A 25,166-nucleotide genomic window follows, 5' to 3' on the forward strand; every position below is an offset into this window, starting at 1 on the left:
TCGGCCCGGTTTCGCGACAGTGCGCCAAATCTATTTGAATGTAGATGCTCGTATTACTGCAATCGTTCCCGCGCACCGTTGGAAAGCTCTTTAAGGATGATCGCGCATGAGGTCGCTCCGGCATCCAGCACGCCCAGTGATCGCTCGCCAAGACGGCTGGCACGACCGATTTTCGCCACCAGATCAATTGTGGAGTCGCGGCCTTTCTCAGCGGCAGCAACCAGAGCTTCGAGTGCCTCGGCAAAGGTTCTTCCGGCAGCAGTGGCTTCATCGAAGGCTTCGACCGCTGGCACAAGCGTATCCAGCAAGGTTTTGTCACCAACCTTGGCAGAACCGATGGACTGAATGCCCTCCAGTCCGGCATGAAGCATACGGCTGAAAGCAGCGGCATCGATATTGTCGATCCCATCGATTTTTTCTGCAAATTCGGTGAACATAACACCATAAAGTGGTCCCATCGAACCGCCAATCTCGGTCATGAGCACAGTGCCGAGCGTATCGAGGGAAGCAGCCAGCGCTTTATTCTTTCCCTTCAGGCGTTCAGCAGCCATGTTGAAGCCCTTGGCCATGTTGACGCCGTGATCCCCGTCGCCGATTTTCCCATCAATTTCACTGAGATAGGCGCGATTTTCGACAATCCGGTCGGCCATTGCGAGTACAATGTCTCCGGCTGTTGCGTTATTAAGTGTTTGCACAGGTCTCTTCCTTACAGAATGATGGTGCACTGCACTTCGACATCGAGCAATTCCTTCAGCTCGCTGTCCAGCGCCATGACTGTCAGCGTTGCTCCTACCATTTCAAGTGACGTGAAGTAGTTGCCGATATAGGTGCGATGGATTTTCAGGCCGCGTTTGGTAATTTCCGACTCAATCGTATCATTCAGAATATAAAGTTCGTTGAGCGGTGTTGCACCGAGACCTGAAATGAGAACGGCGACTTCGGTACCTTCTGCCAGTGCATGATCGTCAAGCACGATCTGGCACATGTCTTTTGCTACCTCGGCAGCAGACTTAAGCGGCTCAACCCGCACGCCCGGTTCGCCATGATGACCAATACCGACTTCCATTGTACCCGGCGCAATCTCGAAATTCGGATGTCCGACTGCGGGCAATGTGCATGGGCCGAGACCAACACCGATTGAGCGGCAGTTGTCGATGGCCTTCTGAGCTGTTGCGCGAACCTCTTCGAGCGTGGCTCCGGTTGCCGCTTTTGCACCGCCAACCTTCCACATGAATATCTCGCCAGCGACGCCGCGACGTTTTTCACGTTCATCGACCGGGGCTGAGCAGACATCGTCATTAGCGACAACAGTGGCAACTTCTATACCGTCTTTGGCGGCAAGTTTCGTGGCCATCTTCACGTTCATGTTGTCACCGGCATAATTACCGTAAAGTACGACAACACCTTTGCCGCCATTAGCTTCGCGGATTGCGTCATGGAAGCTCTTGGCAGTGGGGGAGGAAAACAGTTCACCGACCGCTACAGCGTCAAGCATGTTCTTGCCGGTATAACCGATGAATGCCGGTTCGTGACCGGAACCGCCGCCGGTGATGACACCGACTTTGCCAGCGATAGGGGCGTTTCTGGCGACAATGACACGCGGGTTTTCTGCAAGTCGAACGATGTCGGAATGAGCTTTGACAAAGCCTTTTACAGTATCCTCAACGACTTCGTCCGGATTGTTGATGAAGCGCTGCATGGTATCTCCTATAAGGTGAATGAGGGCCGGGCTCAAAGAATGGTATAGCCGCCATCGACCAGAAGATCGGCGCCTGTAATCATGTCTGCTCCAGCTGAGGCAAAGAAGACTGCAGCGGCGGCGATTTCTTCCGGATATGCGAAGCGCCCAATCGGAATGCGTTTCTTTGCGGCCTCACCCTTTTCGCCAGCCCATGCTTTCTTGCCAAGTTCGGTGAGGACGATGGTCGGGGAAAGCGTGTTGACGCAGATGCCATATTTGCCCCATTCGGCGGCAAATGTCTTCGACATGCCAATGACGCCGAACTTAGACGCGCAATAGGCGACATGCTCTTCAATGGCCACGGTTCCGGCCTGGGAAGCCAGATTGATAATCTTGCCACCCTTGCCTGCCGCAATCATGGTGCGACCAACGGCCTGAGTGACGAGAAAGCTTCCCTTGAGATTGATGTTGATCGTCTTGTCCCAATAGTCGAGCGATATATCTTCCGCCGGAGCCAGATAGACCACGCCTGCGCTGTTGACCGCAATATCGATAACCCCGAGTTGTTCGATAACGCTGGCGATCGCATCGTTGACCGATTGCTGGTTGGAAACATCGCAAACGAAGGGCTTTGCGTTTTCGCCAAGCTCCTCGGCTTTGGCTTTCGCTATGTCGGCACTAATGTCCAGCACAGCAACTTTAGCTCCTTTGGCAATGAAAGCCTTGGAAATTGCAGCACCAATGCCGGAAGCGCCTCCGGTCACGATGGCAACTTTTCCGGTGAGTGGAAAGTTCAGGTCAATTTGGGGAGCTTGATCGGACATTTTTGCCTCGGAGTTCTGGATTGTGAGCCTGATGGCCCGGCGCGTTCATGACACTTTTCATGAGAGGGTGTGCCGGGCCGCCCAGACAATTTTACTTGCGGCTTTCCAGGAGCTTGTCGACGTTCTCAGCCGTCACCGGCGTCCATGGAACATTGTAGTTCTTGTCCTTGCCGTCGTTGAAAGGCATATCGGGATATTGGGCCCAGATATCGGACTGAGGTTTGTAGTCGCCCTTCTTGGCGTGGAAGATCGCGAGGTCGAGGGCGCCTTGCGCCTGAGCGTTCGCGTCCTGCAGGATGGAGGTCATCGTGCCTTCCTTGACAGCACGCAGTGCGTCGGTAATGCCATCGATGCCGGCAATGGAAAAATCGCCCACTTTGAGATTGGCGGCTTTGATCGCTTCGATTGCACCCAGTGCCATTTCATCGTTTTGACCGATCACGCCGTTGATCTGGCCGGGATGAGCCGTCAGCCAGTTCTCCATAAGTGTCTGGGCCTCAGCGCGAGACCAGTTTGCGGTTTGGTCTTCGAGAACTTTCACGTCCGGGCATTCGGCAAGAGCCTTCTTGTTACCTTCCAGACGGGAAATCTGTGCGGACTGCCCGATCGGGCCTTCCAGAATGACGACATTGCCTTTGCAGCCGATCTTGTCGAGAACGTTCTTGGCTTCCATATAGCCCGAAATCGTATCGTCGGAGCCGACATAGGCGGCAAGCAGCTCGGAGTTGACGCGGGTGTTCGAGCCGACAACCGGAATGCCTGCATCGCTGGCTGCCTGAACGGCCGTAGCACCCGCTTCGATGTCAATAGGAACGAAGATGATCGCATCGAATTTCTGCGTGATCATCGTGTTGAATTGTTCCTGTTGCACGAGAGCGTCGTAACGTCCGTCGAAGATGGTCAGATCGACTTCTCCGTTCTTCACGGCAGGGTGTTTTTTCAGCGCTTCGGACCAGACCTGCATGAATTCAGCATTGAGCCCGTATGGTGCAGCGCCGATCTTGAGTTTCTTGTCCTGCGCCAGAGATGGTGTCACCATCAGTGCAGATGCTGCGGCAAGCGCAATGAGAAGTTTCTTCATTTCATTCTCCTCCTTTGATAATTGGCCCCGGTCGGGCGGCACGTTTGTTGTTACAAGTCAGGGTAGATTACGCATTTTGGTTGCGCTTCTGGTCAAGCATGACTGCGCCGACGATCAAGGCGCCTTTCAGAACCTGCTGGTAGTAGGACTGGATGCCCATCAGATCGAGGCCATTGTTCATGACACCAATGATGAGTGCGCCGATGAGCGTTCCGGTGATGCGGCCGACGCCGCCGGACAAGCTGGTGCCGCCAATGACGACCGCCGCGATGGCGTCGAGTTCATAGCTGATACCGGCCTGCGGGAGGGCGGAGCCGGTGCGAGCTGACAGGATCATGCCTGCAAGACCTGCAAGGCCGCCGGAGATGACGTAGACCGAAAAACGCACCCGGGAAATATTGATGCCCGATGTATTGGCAGCATGGGGATTGCCGCCGACAGCATAGATATAGCGCCCGAACCGTGAACGGTTGAGGATCCACCACGATGCCAGAAAGACGACGGCGAGCAAAATAACCGGAACCGGAATACCCAGTATGTTTCCGGTTCCGATCCAGCGGAAATCCGGGATGAGAGCAGGCACCGGCTTGCCACCGCCATAGATGAGCGTCAGGCCGCGCGCAGCGGAAAGCATGCCCAATGTCGCGACAAAGGCTGGAACCGCGAAGCGCGAGACAATCGTGCCGACGAGCGCGCCGCAGCCAACGCCCACCAAGAGGCCAACGGGAATGGCTATGAATGGCGAATAGGGAGCGCCTGCAACACCTGCAGTCGCCGACGTGGTTGCAAAGCTGGCGCTGACAATACCGGCCAATGCCACCACCGAGCCAACGGAGAGGTCAATGCCACGCGTCAGAATGACGAAGGTCATGCCAATGGCGAGAATGCCGTTGATCGAGGTCTGTAGCAGGACGTTGGAGATATTGCCTGCTGTCAGGAAATACTGGTTGGAGAATGAGAGGATCGTAACCAGGAGCAGAAAGGCGATGAATATGCCATATTCCTGGATGACCAGTCTGCGACGTTCGGAGCCAAACCAGCTCGTCGATGAATTGTTTTCTGTGGTGGACACTGTTCTACCTCTCTAGAACGAAACACGGTGCTTTTGGGGTGGCTTTCATGTCGAAAGATGCACCAGCGACTGCGCGTCCGTTTCCTCCCTGCGAAAAATGCCTGCCGACTGTCCACTGCGCATGACCATGATGCGATCGGACATGCCAAGAACTTCATCAATCTCGGAAGAGACCATGATGACGGTCCCGCCTTCAGCGGCAAATTCACAGATGATGCGATAAATTTCCTGTTTTGCGCCGACATCAACGCCGCGTGTGGGTTCATCAAGCAGCAGAACGCGTGGTTTTCTCAGGAACCATTTTCCCAGCACGACCTTCTGCTGATTGCCTCCCGAAAGGCCGGAAACGGGCATCGTATCGCGCGCGACCTTGATCCTGAAACGTTCGATCATGTCTCTGCTGGCGGATGTTTCCTCACGCTGGTTCATTGCAAAATGCGGGCTCATCTCGGGAAGACTGGCAAGGCAAATATTGTTGCGAACGCTGTCATCAAGGTTAAGGCCGGTCAGCTTGCGATCTTCTGTCACAAAGGCCAATCCCAAAGCCATGGCATCGGAGGGTCGCCGGACGGTGACGGGTTTACTCTCAAGTCTGATTGCACCCTGGGAGGCTTTATCCAGCCCGAAAAGACAGTTGAATATTTCTGATCGGCCAGACCCCATCAATCCGTAAATGCCGAAAATCTCGCCCTTATGTGCTGTAAAGGAGATGTCGGTTATCTTGCCGGGCGCGCTAAGGCCGGAGACCTCAATGCCTGGTATTTCAGTTGGTGCATTGGTCTTGATATATTCGTCGCCCAGCTCCCGTCCGACGATCATACGGATCAATTCGGCACGGGTAATGCCATCGAGATTGCCGCTATCTATATAGCTGCCGTCACGAAACACAGTATAGGTATCGGCGATCTGGAAAATTTCCGACAGGCGATGCGAGACATAGACGATACCTTTTCCGCTCGCTTTCAGGCGCTCTATCGCGGCAAAGAGATGTTGCGCTTCTTTTTCGCCGATGGCCGAAGTCGGCTCGTCCATAAAAATGACTTCGGCATCGTGGCTGAGCGCCTTGGCGATCTCGACGAGCTGAATCTGGGCAACAGACAGGTTCATCATGAACTGGTTGGCACGGATCTTGAATTCGAGCTGATCTAGAAGTTTCTGAGCATTTCGGTTCATCGTCTTGAAGTCGATTCCGCCGAAGCGACGGAGCGGCTCGCGACCGAGATAGATATTCTCAGCGACGGTCATATGCGGAACCGGACTTAATTCCTGCTCGATAATGGCGATCCCGGCCTGAAGCGCTTCAGCGGGACTGGAATAAACAACGTCTTTTCCACGTCGCCGGATGTGACCGTCGTCGCGGGTATAAATCCCCATCAATATCTTCAGGAAAGTGGATTTGCCTGCGCCGTTTCCGCCGCACAGTGCGTGAACTGAGCCAGCTCGCAACTTCAGCCGTCCATCCCGCAAGGCGGCAACGCCACCAAAGGACTTCTTGAGTCCTTCTACTTCCAGCAGAAATTCCAATGCAGTTCCTCCGTTGGCAACAGTTAGCGCCGTCGCCATTTTGACAATATTCGATAAATGATCGACAAATGTCAACCCATGCGGTATGAAAGTAAAAAGAAGGGGAGAAACGCTGGCCTTTGATAACCGGGCTAAGGACTGGGAGGCATGAATGATCGTTTCTATTCAATTTGTTAGCGCAGTTCTGCGCGCTTGTTAGGCTTCGACAGAGCGTGTTGCTATGTGCTCGGCTGTTTCAGCCTGCAGCTCCATTTTTAGAGGATCTCGTTGAATGGGGGAAACATATTGACAAGAGACAAAAGTGACTGACAAATGTCAAAAGTGAGTTTGATCTTCAAGTCATAAGACTGTCTGGAGGCGGCAGGGTTTGATGATCAAAGAGGTGCTTCGATAGCGGGAGGATGGACGTGTCATCGAATAGCCTGGATCGACAGACGCTATTTCTGGCGTTGATCAATGTTGCTGTTCTGGCAGCGGGCGGCTTTCTGGCCGGCTCCAATTTCATGGACAGTTATAATCTGCAGTCGATGGCTTCACAGGTTCCGGAGTTGGGACTTCTTGCGCTGGGGGTTATGCTGGCGATGATTTCCGGCAATGGCGGGATCGATCTGTCCGGCATAGCGCTAGCAAATCTCGCTGGCATTATCGCGTTCTTACTGACACGCCATTACATTCCGGCTGCTGATGCGCCTTTGCTGTTTTCATGGGTATTCGCTGGTTTAGCGCTCGTTGTCGGGCTGGTTGGCGGCATTATCAATGGGGTTGTAATAGCCTATGCACGCCTGACTCCGTTGATCGCTACGCTTGGGACACAGCTTCTTTTTACCGGCATAGCCGTCTATCTCACTAACGGTTCAGCCGTCAGCATGGGTTACATCGAGCCGATGGATAATTTCGGCAACATGCCCATTCTTGGCATTCCCATGTGTTTCGCGCTATTTCTGGTTATCGCTGCGGCGCTTTCATTTCTGCTGAAATATACGCCTTTTGGCGTGAAACTCATGCTGCTCGGAAGCAACGCCAAGGCGGCGCGCTACGGTGGTATCAATGAGAAACGCATGCTCCTCATCACCTATACGCTGTGCGGCCTGCTCGCGTCCGTTGCGGGAATTATCATCGCGGCACGCAACTCGTCCGTAAAGTGGGATTACGGTGGGTCTTATGTGCTGATTGCTATCCTCATCGCCGTTCTTGGCGGCGTCAAGCCGGAAGGTGGATATGGCAAGGTGATCTGTGTGTTGCTGGCTGCAACCGCGCTGCAGATTCTCTCAAGCCTGTTTAACTTCATGAACATTTCGAATTTCTTCCGCGACCTCGCTTGGGGTGTTCTGCTTCTCGCGTTGCTCGCATCGGCACGCGTGCACTTGGGTTACTGGTTACGACCAAAACGACAATAGAAACAAAGCCGGCAACTTCGAGATGAAGGACGCTGGCAAACACCTAAAGAAACAATCTGCTTATATTCATGGAGGAGTCATATGAGCATGTTTTCCAAAATAATAGCTGGCACAATGCTTGCCAGTACAGTCGTAGCAGGGGCGGCATTTGCCCAAGACAAGCCCACCATAGTGACAGTGGTCAAGGTTACCGGCGAAAACTGGTTTACCCGTATGAACGAAGGGGTTGATGCTTATGGCAAAGATAATCCCAACGTGAGCACCAGCCAGGTCGGACCCGCAAAAGCGGATGCCGCCCAGCAGACCCGTATTATCGAAGATCTCGTCGCCAAGAACGTCTCAGCGATTGCGATCGTGCCTATGGACCCATCAGCGCTTGAAGGTGTACTGCGTCGCGCTTCGCAGCGTGGTATCAAGGTCATCACCCATGAAGGCGATAGTCTGGTCAATACGGACGTCGATATCGAAGCCTTCGACAACAAGGCTTTCGGCGCACGCATCAACGAAAAGCTTGCTGAATGCATGGGTAAGTCCGGTAAGTGGACTTCTTTCGTTGGATCACTGGGCAGCCTGACTCACAATCAGTGGGTTGATGCTGGTGCAGAAAACGCCAAGCAATATCCGGACATGGAGCTGGTGGCGGAAAAGAACGAGTCGTTCAACGATGCCAACCGCGCCTATGAAAAAGCCAAGGAGATTCTCCGCAAATATCCGGATATCAAGGGCTTTCAGGGATCCTCTGCCATCGATGTGATCGGGATTGGCCGCGCTGTCGAGGAGGCCGGTCTTCAAGACAAGACATGTGTGTACGGTCTCGGTCTGCCAAAAGATACCGGCCCATATCTGGAAAGCGGCGCCGTCGACCAGATCTTCTTCTGGGATCCGAAAGACGCTGGCTATGTCATGAACAAGGTCTCCGATCTCGTTCTGAAGGGCGAGGAGATCAAGGATGGTATCGACCTTGGTGTACCGGGTTACGAGAAAATGACTGTCATCAAGGGACCGGGCAAGGGCATCATCATCCAGGGGCAGGCCTGGGTCGATGCGGACAAATCCAACTACAAGGACTTCCCGTTCTGATCGAATAATAACGCACCAAAGCTGACTTCCGGGGCCGACCACACTACGGCGGTCCTGGAAAGAATATTCGATAATTTCAGGAATTTGCCATGCACGCCGTCAATGCCACGACACATCCTGTACCACCGTTTCTTGAGGTCAGAAACGTCAAGAAATCCTTTGGCGGCGTGAAGGCACTGAAAGACGTCAGTCTGACGATCGAAGCCGGACAAATCTACCATCTGATGGGAGAGAACGGTTGCGGTAAGAGCACGCTGATCAAAATCCTCTCGGGTGCGCAACCTGCCGATGAGGGGCAAATACTGATTGATGGTGAGGTTATAGGCTCGCGTGCTGGCGATCTCGGCGCCATAGGAGCCCTTCGCGCCGGGATCGAAACCGTCTATCAGGACCTGTCGCTGCTTCCAAATCTTTCCGTTGCGGAAAACGTGGCCTTTACCGAACAGCTTGTTGAAGCCTCTGGGCGCCTTGCTCGCCGATTGAACGTTTCCCTTCTGAATGAAACAGCGCGACGGGCGCTTGCCGAAGTGCACCTACCAACCGACAAGGCGTTTCTTTCGCGCCGAACCGACACGCTACCGCTGGCGACCCGCCAGCTGATTGCCATTGCACGCGCCGTTGCGTCCGAAGCGCGTCTCGTTATCATGGACGAGCCTACGACATCGCTGACGCGTCAGGAAGTTGAAAATCTGTTGCACGTGGTAGAACGCCTTCGCAACAAGGGTGTCGCGGTGTTGTTCGTCACGCACAAGCTTGATGAATGCAAATTGCTTGGCGGACGTGCAATTATCATGCGCGACGGATTGAAAGTGGCCGAACTTGACGTCGCTGGGCATAGCAAAGCGGAATTCAGTCATTGGATGACGGGTCGCGAAATTAGCCAAACGCGCTATCGCACCGAGCCCAAGCTGGGCGAAGTCATGCTCGAAGTTGAAAAGCTTGGCGACGGTGAAGCCTTTCAGGATGTCTCATTCAGTCTCAGAAAAGGCGAGATACTCGGTGTCACGGGACTGCTGGATTCTGGTCGTAACGAGCTTGCACTTGCACTTGCTGCCGTCAAACCGGCAACGAATGGTAAGGTACGCTTGAACGGGCGCGAAATCGCACCACAATCGACGGCACAGGCCATTGAATATGGCATCGGTTATGTGCCGGAAGATCGGCTGACGGAAGGCCTTTTCCTCGAAAAGCCCATACAGGATAATATCACCTTGCCGATCCTCGATCGGCTGCGCAGTGCACTAGGCATCATCAGTGATCGTCGCGCACGCCGTGTTGCGGAGGAAAGTGTCGCGGATCTTCAGATTGTAGCGCCGGATGTCACCATACCGGTACAGTCTTTATCGGGGGGCAATCAACAGCGCGTTTTGATCGGTCGCTGGCTGACCATTAACCCGCAACTGTTAATTTTGCATGGGCCAACAGTCGGGGTTGATGTCGGTTCGAAAGATACGATCTTCCGCATCATCCAGCGCCTAGCCGATGATGGCATGGGCGTCATCATCATCAGCGACGACCTGCCGGAGCTTCTGCAGAACTGTGACCGCATTCTCATCATGCGTCAGGGCCGTATTGTTGCAGTACATGCTGCCGAAGACCTGACCGAAGATGCCATCTACCAATCCATGGCCAGCACGTCGAAGGAGGTGGCACAATGACCGAGATCGTATCAGCCAACGTTACGGACAAAGGTCAGCCCGGTATTGGTGCGCGGCTCTGGGATATGATGGGCCGTAGACCTGAAATGTTCACGCTTCTTTTGATTATCGTAACCTGCGTCGTCGTGATCGCAGCCAATCCTGATTTCCTGCAAATGAGCAATATCGTGGATATTCTACGCGCTTCCGTCGTGCGCGGACTGTTTGCGATGGGCGTGCTGGTCGTGCTGGCTTCGGGCGGGATTGACGTCTCGTTCACCGCAATTGCAGCCTTTGTGATGTACGCTCTTACCATGCTGGTTACGAACTGGTTCCCCGAAATGCCGATGACGATCATTCTGATCCTTGCGGCAATTGGGGGGGCTGCTTTCGGTGCGCTGAACGGCTTGCTGGTCCAGAAGCTGCAGGCGCCTTCGCTTATCGTCACCATCGGCACGCAATACGTGATCCGCAGCTTTCTGCTGACCTTTGTCGGGACCGCGCTGTTCATGAATATTCCGGTGGCGATGGATGCATTTGGCAAGGCATCACTCTTCACCCATCATGCATCGAATGGTGTAGTCTCCGTTCTACCGGCGACGGTTCTGGTTCTTGTGGCTGCTGCCCTCGTGACGTGGTTCATTCTTGAGCGGACACTGATGGGACGCGCGATTTTTGCGGTTGGCGGCAATCCGGGCATTGCCGAAAGACTGGGTGTCAACCTTTTCCGTGTGCGTATTTTCGTCTTTGCTTATGCGGGCCTTCTGGCCGGCATTGCGGGCGTCGTGCACGTTTCGAGTAATCGTCTTGCAAATCCTTTTGACCTTGCAGGTATGGAGCTTGAAATTATCGCCGCCGTTGTGCTGGGCGGAGCGCGTATCACGGGCGGTTCAGGCTCAGTGATGGGGACGTTACTCGGCGTGCTTCTCATCACGATTGTCAGTAATGTGCTGATTTTTGTTGGCATTCCAAGCACGCTGCAGCTCGCTATCGTAGGTATTTTCATTCTGCTTGCTGGCACAATCTTTGCTTTGCGTGATCGCGGCTGAAACCAAAATAATCGCGCTTTGGCTTAAGCGCTCTTGATGCGGTCTTGTGCATTTTCTGGGAGGTTTTTCATGTCACACGATGTGTCGGTCGTCGGGCTTTATATTCTTGATGTGCTCGGTCGGCCGGTCGATGCAATTCCGCCAGGCGGAAATGTTGAGTTTATAGATGAAATCCGGTTGACCGTTGCAGGCACCGCCGGCGGTACGGTGGTGGACCTAGCCAAACTCGGTCTCAACTGTCTGGCTGTGGGTGCAGTTGGCGACGATGAGAAGGCCGATTTTGTTATCGCGACGCTACAACGTTTTGGGGTCGATACGGCACAGATGCAGCGTCTTAGAGGCGTGCCAACATCATCGACGATTCTGAATATCCGCCGCAACGGCGAGCGCCCGGCTTTGCATGCACGTGGTGCATCCGATCATTTCGAGATCGCCGACGATGCGCTGGATGCAGTGCTGGAACCACCGATCATTCACCTGGGAGGCACCGGCCTGCTGGCAAATCTCGACGGCGAACCGAGCCGTAAGTTGCTTGCCGAAGCAAAGGCGCGCGGAAGGACGACAACCTTTGATCTGCTTGGCGCGAATGATGGCACGCTTGACCTTATCGCTCCACTCTTCCCACATATCGATTACTTCATGCCGTCCATCGAGGAAGCGAAGCAGATTTCGGGGGCAGCGGATGCCGAAGGCGCGGGAGCATTCTTCCTCGAACGCGGTGTGAAGCATTGCGTGTTCACGCTGGGTGGCGACGGTGTCTGTTTCATGGACGCATCGGGAGAAATCGTGCGTCAACCTGCTTTCCGGATTGAGGTTGTTGACACGACCGGATGCGGTGATGCTTTTGACGCCGGATTCATTACAGCATTGCGTCGCAAGATGGACTTGAAAACTGCTTTGAATTTCGCTCAGGCGTCCGCAGCGCTGGTCGCGACGGGACTCGGTTCAGATGCGGGTATCCGTTCGTTCGATGATACGCTTGCGTTCATGAACACAGTGCCTGTTCATCAATAAACTGACGGATGGTGGGCCGGTCGAAAATCGGCTCGCCCTCTAATCGGCAAGAAGCTGTTCGGCGGCGTCCATATCAGTAACCAGATGCGTGGCGTAACCACCCTTTAGAACAGCGCGGATCGCTTCGACCTTCTGGACTCCACCCGCAACGCAGAGCCTCGTTGGCACACCACGCAGTTCATCCAGTTCGATGCCGATAACGCGCTGGTCGAATTCGCGGACGATTTGGTTACCGTCGCGATCAAGAAAGCGGCATATCAGAACCGCTGCGGCCCCCTCACGAGCATAAGCATCAATCTCTTCATTACTGGTCACATCGGCGATGCGCATCGTGCTGTCGGCGGCCAGGCCGCCGACACCGAACACAATTATATTGGCCTGGCCGATCAGTTCGAACTGTCGTTGGAGTACGGGTTCGCTCATAAGGGCATCCCGTAGCTTGGCCGTGCTCAGTACTGCCGGAGCCAGCATATTGACGCTGGTCGCTCCCATGTTTCGCGCCATGATCGATGTGCAAAGCTCTGCGGAAAACTCTCTTTTGCCGATGGAGGAACCAGTGACCTGCACTACGACCACCCCTTCCATGGCTTGCGGCAATGAAATAGCGTCGGCGACGGCGAGTACTGTGCGTCCCCATGAAACACAGATGGTTTGGCCTGGCTTGACTATGCGTTCCATCAAACGTGCACCACCTGCGCCCAGCGTTTTCAGACGCGTTTCTGTCGTGAATGATTTTTCCGATGGAATGACGAGCACTTCCGACAATCCAAACCGCGCAGCCAATTTACGTGCGATATGCGTGCGTGTCGCGATTTCAGGATTCATCAGAATGCGCACAACGCCTCTTTGTCGCGCTTCCTGCAGATAGTTAACTATGGTTGCGCGTGAAACGCCAATCATCTGTGCAATTTCGTTCTGGGTCAGCTGGTTCTCGTAATAGAGCCATGCCGCCCAGATGATGGCGTCATCGAACTCGGCCGGGATGGCATGCGCAGACGGTGTTTGAGCGCCCGATGTCATACTCGTTTCCTACTGTCTCTGTTGTGACTGAGTTGCACAGAAAAATCTTTCGATCAACACGACAAACATACGATCTGACTAATGTCAAATGATGATGCCAATTGTGTTTGAGATGACCTTGCCCCCAAGTTTTATCCAGTTTTGAGTTCGCTCCAGCGGTTTTGGGTTGCTGTATTTGGGGCGGTAGCGGCGGGTTGCGGTGCGGAGCCATTTCGGCTGCGCAGCACCGCATCACGTCGCGGGTTGATGGTCTGAGCGAACTCGGCAGGTGTCAGCCAGCCGAGGCCAGAATGTGGACGGTGATCGTTGTAATCGCCGCGCCAGTTTGAAAGCGCTGATCGAGCATGGGTCAGTGACGAGAAGAGGGTTTCATTCAAGAACTCGTCTCGCAGCCGTCCATTGAAGCTTTCGATGAAAGCGTTCTGAATGGGTTTGCCAGGCGCAATGTAGTGCCAATCCACCTTAGTCTTGTCCGTCCATTGCAGGATCGCGTTGCTGGTGAACTCGCTGCCGTTGTCACTGACGATCATTTTCGGTTTGCCGCGCTCCTCGATGATCCGGTCAAGCTCGCGGGCAACGCGCAGACCGGAAAGCGATGTATCGGCGACGAGTGCCAGGCATTCCCTGGTGCAATCGTCGACGACCGTCAGAATCCGGAACCTGCGTCCATCGGTGAGTTGATCCGACACGAAGTCCAGTGACCAACGATCATTGGCCGTCATCGGAACCAGCATCGGTGCTCGTGTGCCGATCGCTCGCTTGCGACCGCCGCGCTTGCGCACCATCAGCTTTTCCTCCCGATAGAGCCGGAAGAGCCTCTTGTGGTTCACAAGGTGCCCCTCGCGTCTGAGTAGGACATGAATGCGTCGGTAGCCAAAGCGGCGGCGTTCATGCGCCAACGCCTTCATTCGCTCGCGAAGGTCATGGTCGTCGATGCGGCTGCTTTCGTAACGAACTGTCATCCGGCAAACACCGATAGCTTTACACGCCCGCCGTTCGCTCATCCGATGTTGGTTCATCAGATGCGCGATAGCGTTCCGCTGGGCTGCGGGCGTCACCACTTCTTTCCCAAAAGGTCTTTCAACGCGGCGTTGTCGAGCATCGCATCCGCCAGAAGCCGCTTCAGTTTCGTGTTCTCGTCCTCCAGCGTCTTCAGCCGCTTAGCCTCAGACACGTCCATCCCGCCGAACTTGGCCTTCCATTTATAGATGCTCGCATCGCTGACACCGTGTTTGCGGCAAAGCTCCGAGACAGGCGTGCCCGCCTCGTGCTCCTTCAGGATGCCAATGATCTGTTCGTCTGTGAAACGGTTGCGCTTCATTCTCTGGTCCTCTCAATGGGCCAGAGCTTACTTCAAAATGGATTATTTCAACGGGGCAAGGTCAGAGAGTAAGAAGAATATCCATAAGACATTGTTATACAACATAAAAAGAAAATCTCTTATGAAGGAATCTATGTGTTCGCACTTCAATGTGTGGGTCAGTAGTTAAGGAAACTGTAGATGAAATCAAATTGGTGACAGGCAGACTTCGACAGGATTGTCAGCTCACGAAAAGGCGAGGGCGGCTTCTGGTATGACAAGCGGCGATGCGCCTCCCAGTGTTAGCTGGTCTACGAAGCTTATGGATGCTTTCAAATCGCCCAAACATGAAGCGATGGGCTTCAGGCTTGTCGTGGGCCATCGGCTTCCCTGTCTGGATGCCCATTCGTCATGCACCAACCTTGTTGCAATTAGTCTGATCGTATTGACCCTTTTTGTTTACAATGAACGCATATGGCGAAGGCTTTCGCTCATTATGTCCAGCTGTCGGATGTAGTAGCGCCCCGAACAGCACTCCGCCCATACCGGCGCTTCCGCTACGATGCGCTCATTTGATGCCATGTCGGGGCCGACGAATAGCTCTTACCTTTCCGCTGCTTCCACCTCCGCAGAAAAAGAGGTCGCCGCCATCGGATTCAAGCCCCGATACTCCGGTTCCGTCCGGCATGTCCAAACGTTCAAGCACGGCCCCCGTTTTCTGATCGATGCGGCGAATATCACTGCCGATGTCTTCCCACGTGCCGTGCCAAAGTTCGCCGTCGACCCAAGTGACGCCGGTGACGAACCGATCGGATTCGATCGTGCGCAGTACTTCTCCTGTCTCGGGGTTCACCTGATGTATCTTTCGAGCGCGATGCTGTCCGACCCAGAGCGAACCCTCTGCCCAGGCCAGGCCGGAGTTTCCGCCATTTCCGGGAGCCGGTATTGTGGCGACTATCTCTCCGGTCTTGGGGTCGATCTTTCGGATGATGGAATCACCGATCTGGAACAAGTGCTCGCCGTCGAACGCGGTTCCCGCATCGGCCGCGACGTCGAGCGAGCGCAGGATCTCTCCGCTTTCGGGGTCAAGAGCATTCAGTTTCTTGCCCGTTGCAAACCAAACTTTATTGCCGTCGAAGCTGACCCCGGCCACGTCATCTGCATCGGGGAAGGGGCCATATTCACGGATGATTTCAGCGGTTGAGTGTTTCATGTCTTCATCCTAACTGTAAATCTGCGTGGTGGGGAGCAACAAGCTTGTCGGGAATCCAGGCACACTCGCCGCGATCCAGCGGCATGCTCTTCCGCGTCCGAATGTCTCGACCTTGCTGTCGCGAGCAAGCTCTTCGAGTGCTCGCTGCACCGTACGTGGGCTCACGTTCAAGGCGAGCGCCAATGCCGAACTCGACCAGGCTTCCCCATCGCTGAGCAAAGCTAGGATTTGGGCATGGTCGCCTTCTACGTGCGGCACCAGCACGGCGACATTGCGCGTGGTGTGAGGTTGCAGAACAAACCCGTCCCTGGTTGCATTCAGTGTCGCCAGCGGTTTGACGGCCTCACGCAGCCGGGCAACTTCAACACGCAGGCGCGCGCGGTGTGACACATCAGCTTGCCGCGCGTTGAAAGCCCGTTTGAGAAGCGTCTCACGTGCTACATCCTTCGGCCAAGCTTCCGCCAGAGCGCGCATGAGTTTAAGCAGCACCGGACGAGTGATGAGTGGAACTATTGTTGTCCCTCCACGCACTACATTGCGGCAGGTATCCACTATGAGTGTATCGGAGGCCAAAAGCCTTTCGATGTCTTCGAGATGGAGCAAGCGCTCTTTGCCACAGGCTACCAAGCGAGTTGCTGGCGCGCCGAATGCTTGTTCTGCCCGGTCGACCTCGGTCGAGAGCGCCGGAATACGTGCGTCTGTCGCCGCCTGTCTTGCCCGTTCCAGAGCTGCTTTCGCCAGTTCGGTCCTGATGCGGCGGATGGCTATGCCAGCCGCCACCAGTTCCCGACCGGCCAGCGACGCGCGAGGCAGAGCGCTGTCATCCAACTGACTGAGCAATGCTTCGGCTTCATCAAGACGGCCGATCAGGAGAAGGTGCCGGGCTTCGAGATAGCCGGCGTGGGCCGCGTTGCTGCGGTCACCGAACGCTTGAAGTGCCGACCGGGCTGCATTGAGCCTTTGCAATGACCGGCCGAGATCACGCGAAACAAGTGCGATTTCGGCTTCGGCAACGGCGCAACGCGCACGGGCTACAAGTTCTTTCGGACCGAAATTACGCGCAGCGCTTCGCAGAAGCCCCCTAGCGCGCACAAAGTCTCCGAGTTGCGCCATTGCGATGCCGCGCAACGCCAGCGCTGGCGGGTCATCACGTAATGCAACCCTTTTCAGCGCGGCGAGGGGATCGCCTGCCGAGAGAGCGTTTGCAGCGGCGGCGATCAGTGGGTCCATTGAAATCCCGTCACACTTGTAACTCTCACGCGCACCTCCATCCGAGCTAGCTTCATTGTATCGCAACCGCTGGAAACGGCAATTCGATGGGAGAAGCGGAAATGCCAATGCGCACCGTAACAGGAAAGGTCGGTTCGCCGTCCAGACTGACGAGCAAAGCGTCCGGTTGGATTGGGCTCGCCGCCACCCCGACATTCGCGCTGATGGCGTGGATTTCTGCATCCGGCTCGCAGGACATAATGATGTGTTCTGGCGCATCGACCTTCGCCGCCGTCAACAGTATGGCCGTGATGTACGTGTTGATGAGCCTCTTTCACCTATCGCCGTGGATGAAGCTTTTTGCCGCCTGTTTCCAACTCCCCAATACCAAACCATAGGAGACTCACAATGCAACACGCTGTTGTTTCACACGATGACTGGCTGACCGCTCGCCGGGATTTCCTGAAAGCGGAGAAGGAGCTGACACATCTTCGCGACAAGGTTGCCCAGCAGCGGCTCGCCTTGCCGTGGGTGCGCATCGACAAGGAATATGTCTTCGACACGCCGGAGGGCACACGCACGCTGTCCGATCTCTTCGACGGTAGGTCTCAACTCTTGGTGCAGCATTTCATGTTTGCGCCGGGATGGAAGGAAGGCTGTCCCAGCTGCTCCTTCATGGCTGACCACACCGACGGTATGAACAAGCACCTTGCGCATCACGACGTTACCATGATCGCCGTCTCCCGCGCGCCGCTTGCCGACATTGAACGTTACCGCAAACGTATGGGCTGGGAGTTCAAATGGGTGTCGTCGTTTGACACTGACTTCAACTATGATTTTCGGGTGAGCTTCTCACCCGATGAGGTCGCCAGCGGAAAAATTGACTATAACTTCGGCGAATGGAAGGAAAACGGTGAAGAATGGCCGGGCGTCAGCGCCTTCTACAAGGACAATGCAGGCGAGGTCTTCCGCACCTACTCCACTTATGGACGCGGTGTCGAGGCAATGATGGGCACTTACAATATGCTCGATCTCGCTCCGAAGGGCCGTAACGAGGTCGGCGGAATGGACTGGGTACGCCGCCACGATCGCTACGAGCAATCGCCCCATAAGGCATGATGACCGTCTGGCAAAGAGAGAACGAAGCACTAGCCGGAATCCGTTGGAGTTCCGGCTCTTGCCTCTTTGCTGTTATGGCACCGCCTTCTTCTTTTAAACTGTTCAACAACGGCCCCCTCTGAACATTTGAGTATTCAGTGCTCGGGGAGCAAACTCTGCACGCAGATCAAGCCGACGCCGTATTCTTGGAATTGGCCGTTTAATGTGTTTTTGCTCGGATATTGTCTTCGTATGAATACATGAACCATCTTCTTGATAGTCCAGGTTTTCTTCCGCATTCCCGTATGTCAGGGTGCTTCGGCTTATTATCATGGTTTCTGTTCTTGTGCCGATCCTGCAACATTTTTATCTCGACGCAATGCGATTTTTCGCACCACGACGTAGAATATCGGCGTCAGGAGCAGCCCGAACAACGTGACGCCGAGCATACCGGAAAACACGGCTATGCCCATGACATGCCGCATTTCGGCACCCGCTCCTGTTGCGATCACAAGTGGTACGACACCGGCAATGAAGGCGAGCGAAGTCATCAGTATGGGTCGAAGTCGAAGCCGTGCCGCCTCTAGCACGGCATTTAACGGATCGACGCCCTCATTTTCCTTTGCTCGCGCGAACTCGACGATCAGGATCGCATTCTTGGCAGCAAGGCCAACCAGAACGACGAAACCGATCTGAGTAAAAATGTTGTTGTCGCCACCGGTAAGCCAGACCCCGACAATTGCCGAAAGCAGAGCCATCGGCGCGATCAGCAATACAGCGAGCGGTAACGACCAGCTATTATACTGGGCAGCCAGAATGAGAAAAGCGAGTAGAACGGAAAGTGGGAAAATATACATTGCCGTGTTTCCGGCCTGCTTCTCCTGATAAGCGAGCTCGGTCCATTCGAAGGCCATGCCGGATGGCAGGGTTTCTGTCATTATGCGTTCTATTGCGGCTGTTGCCTGTCCGAACGAATAGCCGGGCGCCGGACCGCCGCTGATATCGGCCGATGGGAAGCTGTTGTAATGCATGACGCGATCCGGTCCCGAACTATGCTGGATCGTCAAAAGCGCCGACAACGGAATCATTTCACCAGCCATGTTGCGCACCTTCAGTCGGCCAATATCTTCCGGGTGCATCCGGAAAGGCGCATCTGCTTGGACAACCACCCGATAAGTCCTGCCAAAACGATTGAAATCATTCACATAGAGAGAACCAAGGTTCACCTGCAGCGTTTCAAAAATTGTGTTGAGGGGCACACCTTGCGATTTGGCTTTCACCCTGTCGATATCCACCTGAACCTGCGGCGCATTCATCTGGAAGCTTGCAAGCATGCCCGCGAGTTCCGGTGCCTGCATCGCCTTGGCCATGATTGCCCCTTGCGCCTCGGCAAGCGCTTCAAGCCCAAGGCTGGCCCTGTCTTCGATCTGGATTTTGAAACCTCCAGTCGTACCGAGGCCAGGAACCGGCGGTGGCGGAAATATACCGGCAAAACCATCAGGTATCTGGCTGAACTTGCCCATCAAGCGGCCTGCTATGGCAAAGGCGGACAAGGAGGGATCGTTACGTTCGTCAAAGGGCTTGAGCATCGTGAACATGACAGCAGCGTTCGGGATATTGACCATGCCATTGACCGAAAGCCCCGGGAAAGCGACCACACTTTCCACGCCGGGTTCGGCAAGTGCGATCTCCGACATTTTCTTAACCACCGCCTCGGTTCTGTCGAGCGACGCTCCCGTCGGCAGCTGCGCAATACCAACGAGATAATATTTGTCTTGAGCCGGAACAAATCCGCTGGGTACAGTCTGGAACCCCATCCATGTCATGCCGAGCAGGCCAGCATAGACGAACAGGACGAACGCGCTCAACCTCAAGGCCCGTCGCACCGACCAGACATAGGCAGTTGATGCACTGTCGAAGAACCGGTTGAAGAGCCTGAAGAACCAGCCGAACAAACCGTCGATCACCCGTGTCAGGAGATCACGTTTCACGTCGCCGTGATGCGGCTTCAAGAGCACGCCTGCAAGTGCGGGAGAAAGTGTGAGGGAATTGATTGCCGACAGGATGGTCGAAATTGCGATTGTGAGGGCGAACTGGCGATAGAACTCACCTTGCAGGCCGGACAGAAATGCGGACGGGATGAAGACCGCCGAGAGCACAGACGTAATGGCAATGATTGGTCCCGTCACTTCGTCCATAGCCTTGCGAGCAGCTTGCTTGGGCGTTTCGCCGAGCGCGATGTGACGCTCGACATTTTCGACGACGACGATAGCGTCATCGACCACAATTCCGATGGACAGCACCAAGCCGAACAGAGATAGCGTGTTCAGCGAGAAACCGAACATATACATGAGGGCGAATGTGCCGACCAACGATATCGGCACGGCGACCAAAGGAATGATCGAAGCACGCCAAGTCTGAAGGAAGAGCACGACAACGATTACGACCAGGACAATGGCTTCAAGCAATGTCATCACGACAGCCTCAAGGGAGGCTTTCACGAAGACTGTGGGATCATAGGCAATGCGATATTCGATCCCTTCGGGAAACCCCTTCTGCAGTTCTTCCATGGTGCCGCGAATGGCACTGGCTACATCGAGTGCGTTGGCGCCGGGGCTCTGGACGATCTGCATCGCCAGTGCCGGTTTTCCATCGAGAAGACTGCGCAGAGCATAGCCGTCAGCCCCTAGTTCGATTCGTGAAACGTCCCGCAACCGGGTAACCTGACCATCAGCGCCGGTCTTGACGACGATATCGCCGAACTGTTCCTCATTGGATAACCTGCCGAGTGTATTGACCGTAACCTGAAGTGCAGCCGAGGCATCTGGTTGTTGGCCTACCGAGCCTGCGGCTACCTGGGCATTCTGCTCCTGAATTGCTGCCACGACGTCCGAAGCGGTCAGACCGCGGGCGGCCACTTTCGCCGGATCAAGCCAGACCCGCATGGAGTATTCACCAGCCCCCCAGACAAGCACGTCGCCTACACCCGAGATACGCGCAAGCTGGTCGCGTACCTGCAAGGTGGCGAAATTCGACAGATAGAGCGGATCATAGCGATCATCGGGTGATACGAGATGAACCACCATCAGAATATCGGGCGAAGTCTTTTGCGTCACCACGCCGATGCGCTGAACCTCCTGCGGCAGACGCGGAAGCGCGCGTGAGACACGATTCTGCACCTGAATTTGCGCCATGTCAGGATCCGTGCCCTGCTGGAACGTCACGGTCAACGTCATACGTCCATCGGTGGCAGCCTGCGAGCTCATATAGAGCATATTCTCCACGCCATTAATGACCTGCTCCAGCGGCGCGGCGACCGTTTCGGCGATCACTTCAGGGCTGGCACCCGGATAGTTCGCCGTAACCTGCACCGTTGGAGGAGTTACCTGCGGATACTCACTCAAGGGCAGCTTCAGGAGTGTGAGTCCTCCACCAATCAACATCAGGACAGAGAGGACAACCGCAAAGATCGGGCGATCTACGAAAAAGCGCGGGATGTTCATCGATGCGCCTCCCGAACATCTGCTGCAGCCTGGGCAGCTTCGCCCTGCTGGTTGGAGAGCATCGGCACTATCTGCGGATCGACTTCCATTCCGGGGCGAACGAGCCCCTTGATGATGATTTTTTCACCGGACTTGAGTCCCGCAGAAATAACGCGCATTCCGTCGATCATCGGTCCCAGTTCAATCGGGCGGTACTCTGCCTTATTCTCCGCTCCGAGTACCAGCACATAGCGTCGCCCCTGGTCGACGGCAATCGCCTGCTCATCAATGAGTACGGTTTGGGTCGGTTCGGCAGTCACGAGCTTCACTCGGACGAAAAGGCCAGGAGCCAGCCTGTCGTCGTAATTCTGAACGATTGCACGGGCTCTGATCGTGCCTGTGCCCCGGTCGATGCGGTTGCCGAGAAAATCGAGTTCGCCGACAAGCGGGTGGCCATTATCGGTCATCAAGCCGACCTTAACCGAAAGCCTGTCTGCTTCGCCCTCCGTCACGGATGCGCGTCCACGAGCTGCGAATTCCAGATAGGTTGCTTCATCGATATCGAAATAAACATAGAGTGGATCGGTCGAAACAATCGTGGTGAGAAGCGTGGCAGCCCCCGCATTGCCGCCGGTAACGAGATTGCCTTCTGTGACAAGAACGCGATCAACGCGACCGGCAATCGGTGCTGTGACACGCGTGAAAGACAGATCGAGTTCTGCAGCTGCAATGGCAGCCTTGACGATCTCCACCTGAGCCTTGCGCTGCCTAAGTGCAGCCCTCGCATCATCAAAGGTCTTACGCGATACAGTCCCATTCGGAGCCAGCGCTTCAGCGCGTTTGAAATCGATCTCAGCCTGATCAAGCAAAGCAATAGCCTGCTGCAATTGAGCTTTGGCTGCATCCAATGCGACCTGGAACGGCCTTGCATCGATCTGGAACAGAAGATCGCCGGGTCGAACAAGGCCGCCTTCAGGAACGCTGACGCTAACTATGGCCCCACCTACACGTGGACGCAGGTCAACTGTCCTTGTGGCCTCGGTATGACCGGTAAACTCTACGGATGGGGCAACATTGCGTGTGACGACCTCGGCAACCGGTACTTGGGGAGCAGGCATTTGAGCGGGCTGTGCGGCTGCGGATGAAACAAGCGAGAGGAATCTTTGGGTATATGGCTCGATATCGTCTCGATAGACCGCATAAAAGGTACCACCAACGATGACGGCGCCGGCCAGGAACAGGGCGGCGGCTCTATTACTCATTCTCGTTCTCCTTCATAGGGCCGCAGCGTCTGCCAGCGGGACATGACGACGGTCATTTGACGACCTTGCTGTTTCCAACGGTGGAAAGGTCAAGGCCCTGAGAGTTATTTTCCCAAGGAGAGTATTGGTGGCAGCTGCAACCTCGTTTGGCGGCCAATCTCGCGCGTTGTTTCGCCAATATTCCGGGAAAGAGAAGAAGCGATCGATCAAACGATGCTGCTCTTGCATGTGAGGGCCGGAGCCTTCGCACTGTTCGTGATCGGGTCACGTCCCTGCGCAAAAAAACGGTCTTGACCTTACAAGTGTTGGAAGCTGCAGGCTGACAAAAATTCCGCTCAGAACGCCAGTCGATTGTCGGCCGGACTGGGAACGCAAGCACGTCCACCGAGTGAAAGGCCCAGATATGACGCACACCAGTACGCCACACATTCTCATTTACACAACCCCGACTTGTCCGGACTGTCATGCCCTTAAGCGCTGGCTCTCCGAGCAGGGGCTTTCCTATGAGGAGCGCGACCTAAGTGAGCCGGAGATTGCCGAGGAAGCCAAAGCGCGCACAGGGGTTCGGGTGGCTCCGATCACGATTGTCGGTTCCGAAATTTTCTACGGAACATTCGTGCGGCAGAAGCCAGGTTTGCTCAAGGCCCTCGGATTGAATGATGGACTGTAAGGAAAGCCGGATGACCAGAAGAAACGTTGATATACGACAGACACGGACCCGACTGGAAGTCTCGAACGGACAAACAATCCTCGAAGCTGCACTCGCTGCCAGTATTTCCTATCCTCATGGCTGCCGATCCGGTCGCTGCGGTTCATGCAAATCGCGCCTGATCGAGGGTGAGGTTCAATTGCTTCAGCACTCGCGCTTTGCACTGACTGAGGAGGAGAAATCCGACGGCTTGATCCTCGCGTGCTGCGCATTGCCGCAAACGGATGTCGCTGTCGCGTGGCTTGTCAGCGACGAAAAGGCCGTGGAGGCTCCGCGGCGTCTTGATGCGGTCGTGATCGGACTATATGACCTCACGCACGACATCAAACTGATACGAATTGCGCTTGCAGATGGCTCGTCTTTGCCGTTTACCGCCGGACAATATGCCCAGATCAGATTTACCGGAACTCCGATGCGCAGCTATTCCATGGCCAACCGTGTAGGTGAGGGCAGTCTGGAATTTCACGTTCGCCGCGTCGCAGGAGGTATTACGTCCGAACACATACACGGCGCGCTGAAGTCCGGTGACAAAGTTGAACTCGAATTTCCCCTTGGTTCCTCCTATCTGCGCCAAAATCATTCCGGCCCGATGCTGTGCATCGCTGGCGGTTCCGGCCTTGCGCCGATCAAGTCGATCGTTGAGACCGCCCTTGCTCACGGCATGAAGCAGCCGATCCATGTTTATTTCGGAGCACGCAGCGAGTGTGATCTCTACCTCGTCGAGCATTTTCAGTCCTTGGCCGAACAGTATGCCAATCTTACCTTTGTGGTGGTGTTATCCGAGGCAGAAGCGACACAGTACCGCTGTGGTTTTGTGACAAAGGCGGTTGCCGACGACCTGATGGACCTTGATGGGTGGAAGGCCTATTTCGCCGGCCCGCCGGGAATGGTTGACGCTGCCATTCAGCTCGCCTTGGCGCGCGGATTACGTGTTGAGGACATGCATGCCGATGTGTTTTTCACGCCCGATGACGGGCCTAACCAAACACCAGCCCAGTGAACTGGATCAAGGGTCAATCCTGAGAGAGAGTATGAAGGGAGAGAATTCATATGTGCAATAGATTCGACTGCTACCCGGAGCCAACCGCTCAGGAACTACTCTCGGATCCCATAATCCGCGCTGTCATGGCTGCAGATGCTGTGGATGAAAACCAGTTGCGAGCCTTGCTTGAACAGATGAGCCGGCAGCAGGCGGCGAAAACTCAGAGTATTGTTGCTCGCCACTAAAATCGCTGTGCAAATCGACGAAGTGGACAACGTGATGATAGAGCGCAGGTCTGGATCAGATTTGCGCCCTTTAATTTTGCTCCGAAAGCCGACTTGTTCGAAACCTTTTCACTTTTTCCGAGATGCGTTCCAGACAGGACTGCCCCATACCGATGATTTCCGGCGGAGAATAATACTGAGATAAAAAGCCGCCGCTGCGTATGGTCATGATACGCGGCGGCGGTTCCAGGCAGCTAGTCGCTGTGATCGGCGCTTCATTTCTTCATCATGGTATCCATGGAGACTGT

21 protein-coding genes are annotated in these 25,166 nt (G+C 55.1%); 9 read left to right on the top strand and 12 right to left on the bottom strand.

All coding sequences use genetic code 11. The features are described from left to right. Positions 1 to 53 precede the first annotated feature (53 nt). The 6 genes from dhaL to ABDF71_RS21425 form a co-directional block, all read right to left on the bottom strand. The gene (gene dhaL / locus ABDF71_RS21400; RefSeq protein ID WP_029926498.1) at positions 54 to 695 is read right to left on the bottom strand and encodes a dihydroxyacetone kinase subunit DhaL; all 642 of its coding nucleotides are present in this window, start codon (positions 693 to 695) and stop codon (positions 54 to 56) included. An 11-nt stretch (positions 696 to 706) separates the two neighbouring features. Then, entirely contained in the window at positions 707 to 1,699 is a 993-nt protein-coding gene (locus ABDF71_RS21405; protein WP_258125141.1) for a dihydroxyacetone kinase subunit DhaK, read from the bottom strand. 32 nt (positions 1,700 to 1,731) lie between these two features. Then, entirely contained in the window at positions 1,732 to 2,505 is a 774-nt protein-coding gene (locus ABDF71_RS21410) for an SDR family oxidoreductase (protein ID WP_012093398.1), read from the bottom strand. Positions 2,506 to 2,596: 91 nt separating this feature from the next. Next, positions 2,597 to 3,586 carry a substrate-binding domain-containing protein gene (locus ABDF71_RS21415; protein WP_010659247.1) on the bottom strand — a complete coding sequence of 330 codons (990 nt, stop codon included), beginning with the start codon at positions 3,584 to 3,586 and terminating at the stop codon, positions 2,597 to 2,599. Between the two features lie 67 nt (positions 3,587 to 3,653). Continuing rightward, positions 3,654 to 4,658 (bottom strand): ABC transporter permease, encoded by a 1,005-nt coding sequence (locus ABDF71_RS21420; protein WP_010659246.1) that lies wholly within the window; start codon positions 4,656 to 4,658, stop codon positions 3,654 to 3,656. Between the two features lie 45 nt (positions 4,659 to 4,703). Then, positions 4,704 to 6,182, bottom strand: coding sequence for a sugar ABC transporter ATP-binding protein (locus ABDF71_RS21425; RefSeq protein WP_258125142.1), 1,479 nt, complete (start codon positions 6,180 to 6,182; stop codon positions 4,704 to 4,706). A 407-nt stretch (positions 6,183 to 6,589) separates the two neighbouring features. On the opposite strand from ABDF71_RS21425, the gene ABDF71_RS21430 reads away from it, so the two are divergent. The 5 genes from ABDF71_RS21430 (at position 6,590) to ABDF71_RS21450 (ending at position 12,359) form a co-directional block, all read left to right on the top strand. Then, entirely contained in the window at positions 6,590 to 7,579 is a 990-nt protein-coding gene (locus ABDF71_RS21430) for an ABC transporter permease (protein ID WP_373418766.1), read from the top strand. An 81-nt stretch (positions 7,580 to 7,660) separates the two neighbouring features. After that, the gene (locus ABDF71_RS21435; protein ID WP_151664705.1) at positions 7,661 to 8,659 is read left to right on the top strand and encodes an autoinducer 2 ABC transporter substrate-binding protein; all 999 of its coding nucleotides are present in this window, start codon (positions 7,661 to 7,663) and stop codon (positions 8,657 to 8,659) included. An 89-nt stretch (positions 8,660 to 8,748) separates the two neighbouring features. After that, positions 8,749 to 10,317 carry a sugar ABC transporter ATP-binding protein gene (locus ABDF71_RS21440; RefSeq protein WP_029926507.1) on the top strand — a complete coding sequence of 523 codons (1,569 nt, stop codon included), beginning with the start codon at positions 8,749 to 8,751 and terminating at the stop codon, positions 10,315 to 10,317. Further along, the gene (locus tag ABDF71_RS21445; protein ID WP_029926510.1) at positions 10,314 to 11,345 is read left to right on the top strand and encodes an ABC transporter permease; all 1,032 of its coding nucleotides are present in this window, start codon (positions 10,314 to 10,316) and stop codon (positions 11,343 to 11,345) included. Before ABDF71_RS21440 ends, ABDF71_RS21445 begins: the two co-directional genes overlap by 4 nt. A 69-nt stretch (positions 11,346 to 11,414) precedes the next feature. Continuing rightward, positions 11,415 to 12,359: a carbohydrate kinase family protein gene (locus ABDF71_RS21450; RefSeq protein WP_258125144.1), complete on the top strand. Its 945-nt coding sequence runs from the start codon at positions 11,415 to 11,417 to the stop codon at positions 12,357 to 12,359. A 39-nt stretch (positions 12,360 to 12,398) separates the two neighbouring features. On the opposite strand, the gene ABDF71_RS21455 is transcribed toward ABDF71_RS21450, so the two are convergent. From ABDF71_RS21455 to ABDF71_RS21470, 4 genes are all read right to left on the bottom strand, one after another. Beyond that, the gene (locus ABDF71_RS21455; RefSeq protein ID WP_010659239.1) at positions 12,399 to 13,379 is read right to left on the bottom strand and encodes a sugar-binding transcriptional regulator; all 981 of its coding nucleotides are present in this window, start codon (positions 13,377 to 13,379) and stop codon (positions 12,399 to 12,401) included. A gap of 131 nt (positions 13,380 to 13,510) precedes the next feature. Then, positions 13,511 to 14,700 (bottom strand): IS3 family transposase gene (locus ABDF71_RS21460; RefSeq protein ID WP_086000502.1). Its coding sequence is split into 2 segments (ribosomal slippage): positions 13,511 to 14,451 and positions 14,451 to 14,700, totalling 1,191 coding nucleotides; the frame shifts between segments, so codons are not numbered across the junction. Positions 14,701 to 15,247: 547 nt separating this feature from the next. Then, a complete protein-coding gene (locus tag ABDF71_RS21465) occupies positions 15,248 to 15,892 on the bottom strand; it encodes an NHL repeat-containing protein (RefSeq protein WP_029926514.1) in 645 nt (214 codons plus the stop codon). Between the two features lie 9 nt (positions 15,893 to 15,901). Further along, the gene (locus ABDF71_RS21470; RefSeq protein WP_258124862.1) at positions 15,902 to 17,122 is read right to left on the bottom strand and encodes an HTH domain-containing protein; all 1,221 of its coding nucleotides are present in this window, start codon (positions 17,120 to 17,122) and stop codon (positions 15,902 to 15,904) included. Between the two features lie 107 nt (positions 17,123 to 17,229). Between ABDF71_RS21470 and ABDF71_RS21475 the strand changes: the two genes are divergently transcribed. Beyond that, positions 17,230 to 17,499: a hypothetical protein gene (locus tag ABDF71_RS21475; RefSeq protein WP_308669818.1), complete on the top strand. Its 270-nt coding sequence runs from the start codon at positions 17,230 to 17,232 to the stop codon at positions 17,497 to 17,499. Positions 17,500 to 17,509: 10 nt separating this feature from the next. Further along, positions 17,510 to 18,220: a DUF899 domain-containing protein gene (locus tag ABDF71_RS21480; protein WP_029926520.1), complete on the top strand. Its 711-nt coding sequence runs from the start codon at positions 17,510 to 17,512 to the stop codon at positions 18,218 to 18,220. Between the two features lie 308 nt (positions 18,221 to 18,528). Here ABDF71_RS21480 and ABDF71_RS21485 read toward each other — a convergent pair whose 3' ends face one another. Together ABDF71_RS21485 and ABDF71_RS21490 are read right to left on the bottom strand one after the other, a co-directional pair. Further along, positions 18,529 to 21,702 carry an efflux RND transporter permease subunit gene (locus ABDF71_RS21485; protein WP_036588545.1) on the bottom strand — a complete coding sequence of 1,058 codons (3,174 nt, stop codon included), beginning with the start codon at positions 21,700 to 21,702 and terminating at the stop codon, positions 18,529 to 18,531. Next, positions 21,699 to 22,943, bottom strand: a complete 1,245-nt coding sequence (locus ABDF71_RS21490; RefSeq protein WP_036588542.1) for an efflux RND transporter periplasmic adaptor subunit — start codon at positions 22,941 to 22,943, stop codon at positions 21,699 to 21,701. The genes ABDF71_RS21485 and ABDF71_RS21490 overlap by 4 nt, the downstream gene beginning before the upstream one ends. Positions 22,944 to 23,346: 403 nt before the next feature. Here ABDF71_RS21490 and ABDF71_RS21495 point away from each other — a divergent pair, with 403 nt between their 5' ends. Continuing rightward, positions 23,347 to 23,613, top strand: coding sequence for a glutaredoxin family protein (locus tag ABDF71_RS21495; RefSeq protein ID WP_010659232.1), 267 nt, complete (start codon positions 23,347 to 23,349; stop codon positions 23,611 to 23,613). Between the two features lie 10 nt (positions 23,614 to 23,623). Continuing rightward, entirely contained in the window at positions 23,624 to 24,652 is a 1,029-nt protein-coding gene (locus tag ABDF71_RS21500) for a 2Fe-2S iron-sulfur cluster-binding protein (RefSeq protein WP_258124861.1), read from the top strand. The last annotated feature ends 514 nt before the right edge of the window (positions 24,653 to 25,166 follow it).

This window comes from Ochrobactrum sp. WV_118_8 (assembly GCF_039631535.1).
GTDB lineage: Bacteria > Pseudomonadota > Alphaproteobacteria > Rhizobiales > Rhizobiaceae > Brucella > Brucella anthropi.

Bases quoted from the DNA above. Each gene is read 5' to 3' on its own strand.
- ABDF71_RS21405 (WP_258125141.1), bottom strand. From the start codon at position 1,699: ATGCAGCGCTTCATCAACAATCCGGACGAAGTCGTTGAGGATACTGTA.
- ABDF71_RS21410 (WP_012093398.1), bottom strand. From the start codon at position 2,505: ATGTCCGATCAAGCTCCCCAAATTGACCTGAACTTTCCACTCACCGGA.
- ABDF71_RS21415 (WP_010659247.1), bottom strand. From the start codon at position 3,586: ATGAAGAAACTTCTCATTGCGCTTGCCGCAGCATCTGCACTGATGGTG.
- ABDF71_RS21435 (WP_151664705.1), top strand. From the start codon at position 7,661: ATGAGCATGTTTTCCAAAATAATAGCTGGCACAATGCTTGCCAGTACA.
- ABDF71_RS21440 (WP_029926507.1), top strand. From the start codon at position 8,749: ATGCACGCCGTCAATGCCACGACACATCCTGTACCACCGTTTCTTGAG.
- ABDF71_RS21445 (WP_029926510.1), top strand. From the start codon at position 10,314: ATGACCGAGATCGTATCAGCCAACGTTACGGACAAAGGTCAGCCCGGT.
- ABDF71_RS21450 (WP_258125144.1), top strand. From the start codon at position 11,415: ATGTCACACGATGTGTCGGTCGTCGGGCTTTATATTCTTGATGTGCTC.
- ABDF71_RS21455 (WP_010659239.1), bottom strand. From the start codon at position 13,379: ATGACATCGGGCGCTCAAACACCGTCTGCGCATGCCATCCCGGCCGAG.
- ABDF71_RS21465 (WP_029926514.1), bottom strand. From the start codon at position 15,892: ATGAAACACTCAACCGCTGAAATCATCCGTGAATATGGCCCCTTCCCC.
- ABDF71_RS21470 (WP_258124862.1), bottom strand. From the start codon at position 17,122: ATGGACCCACTGATCGCCGCCGCTGCAAACGCTCTCTCGGCAGGCGAT.
- ABDF71_RS21475 (WP_308669818.1), top strand. From the start codon at position 17,230: ATGCGCACCGTAACAGGAAAGGTCGGTTCGCCGTCCAGACTGACGAGC.
- ABDF71_RS21480 (WP_029926520.1), top strand. From the start codon at position 17,510: ATGCAACACGCTGTTGTTTCACACGATGACTGGCTGACCGCTCGCCGG.
- ABDF71_RS21485 (WP_036588545.1), bottom strand. From the start codon at position 21,702: ATGAACATCCCGCGCTTTTTCGTAGATCGCCCGATCTTTGCGGTTGTC.
- ABDF71_RS21490 (WP_036588542.1), bottom strand. From the start codon at position 22,943: ATGAGTAATAGAGCCGCCGCCCTGTTCCTGGCCGGCGCCGTCATCGTT.
- ABDF71_RS21495 (WP_010659232.1), top strand. From the start codon at position 23,347: ATGACGCACACCAGTACGCCACACATTCTCATTTACACAACCCCGACT.
- ABDF71_RS21500 (WP_258124861.1), top strand. From the start codon at position 23,624: ATGACCAGAAGAAACGTTGATATACGACAGACACGGACCCGACTGGAA.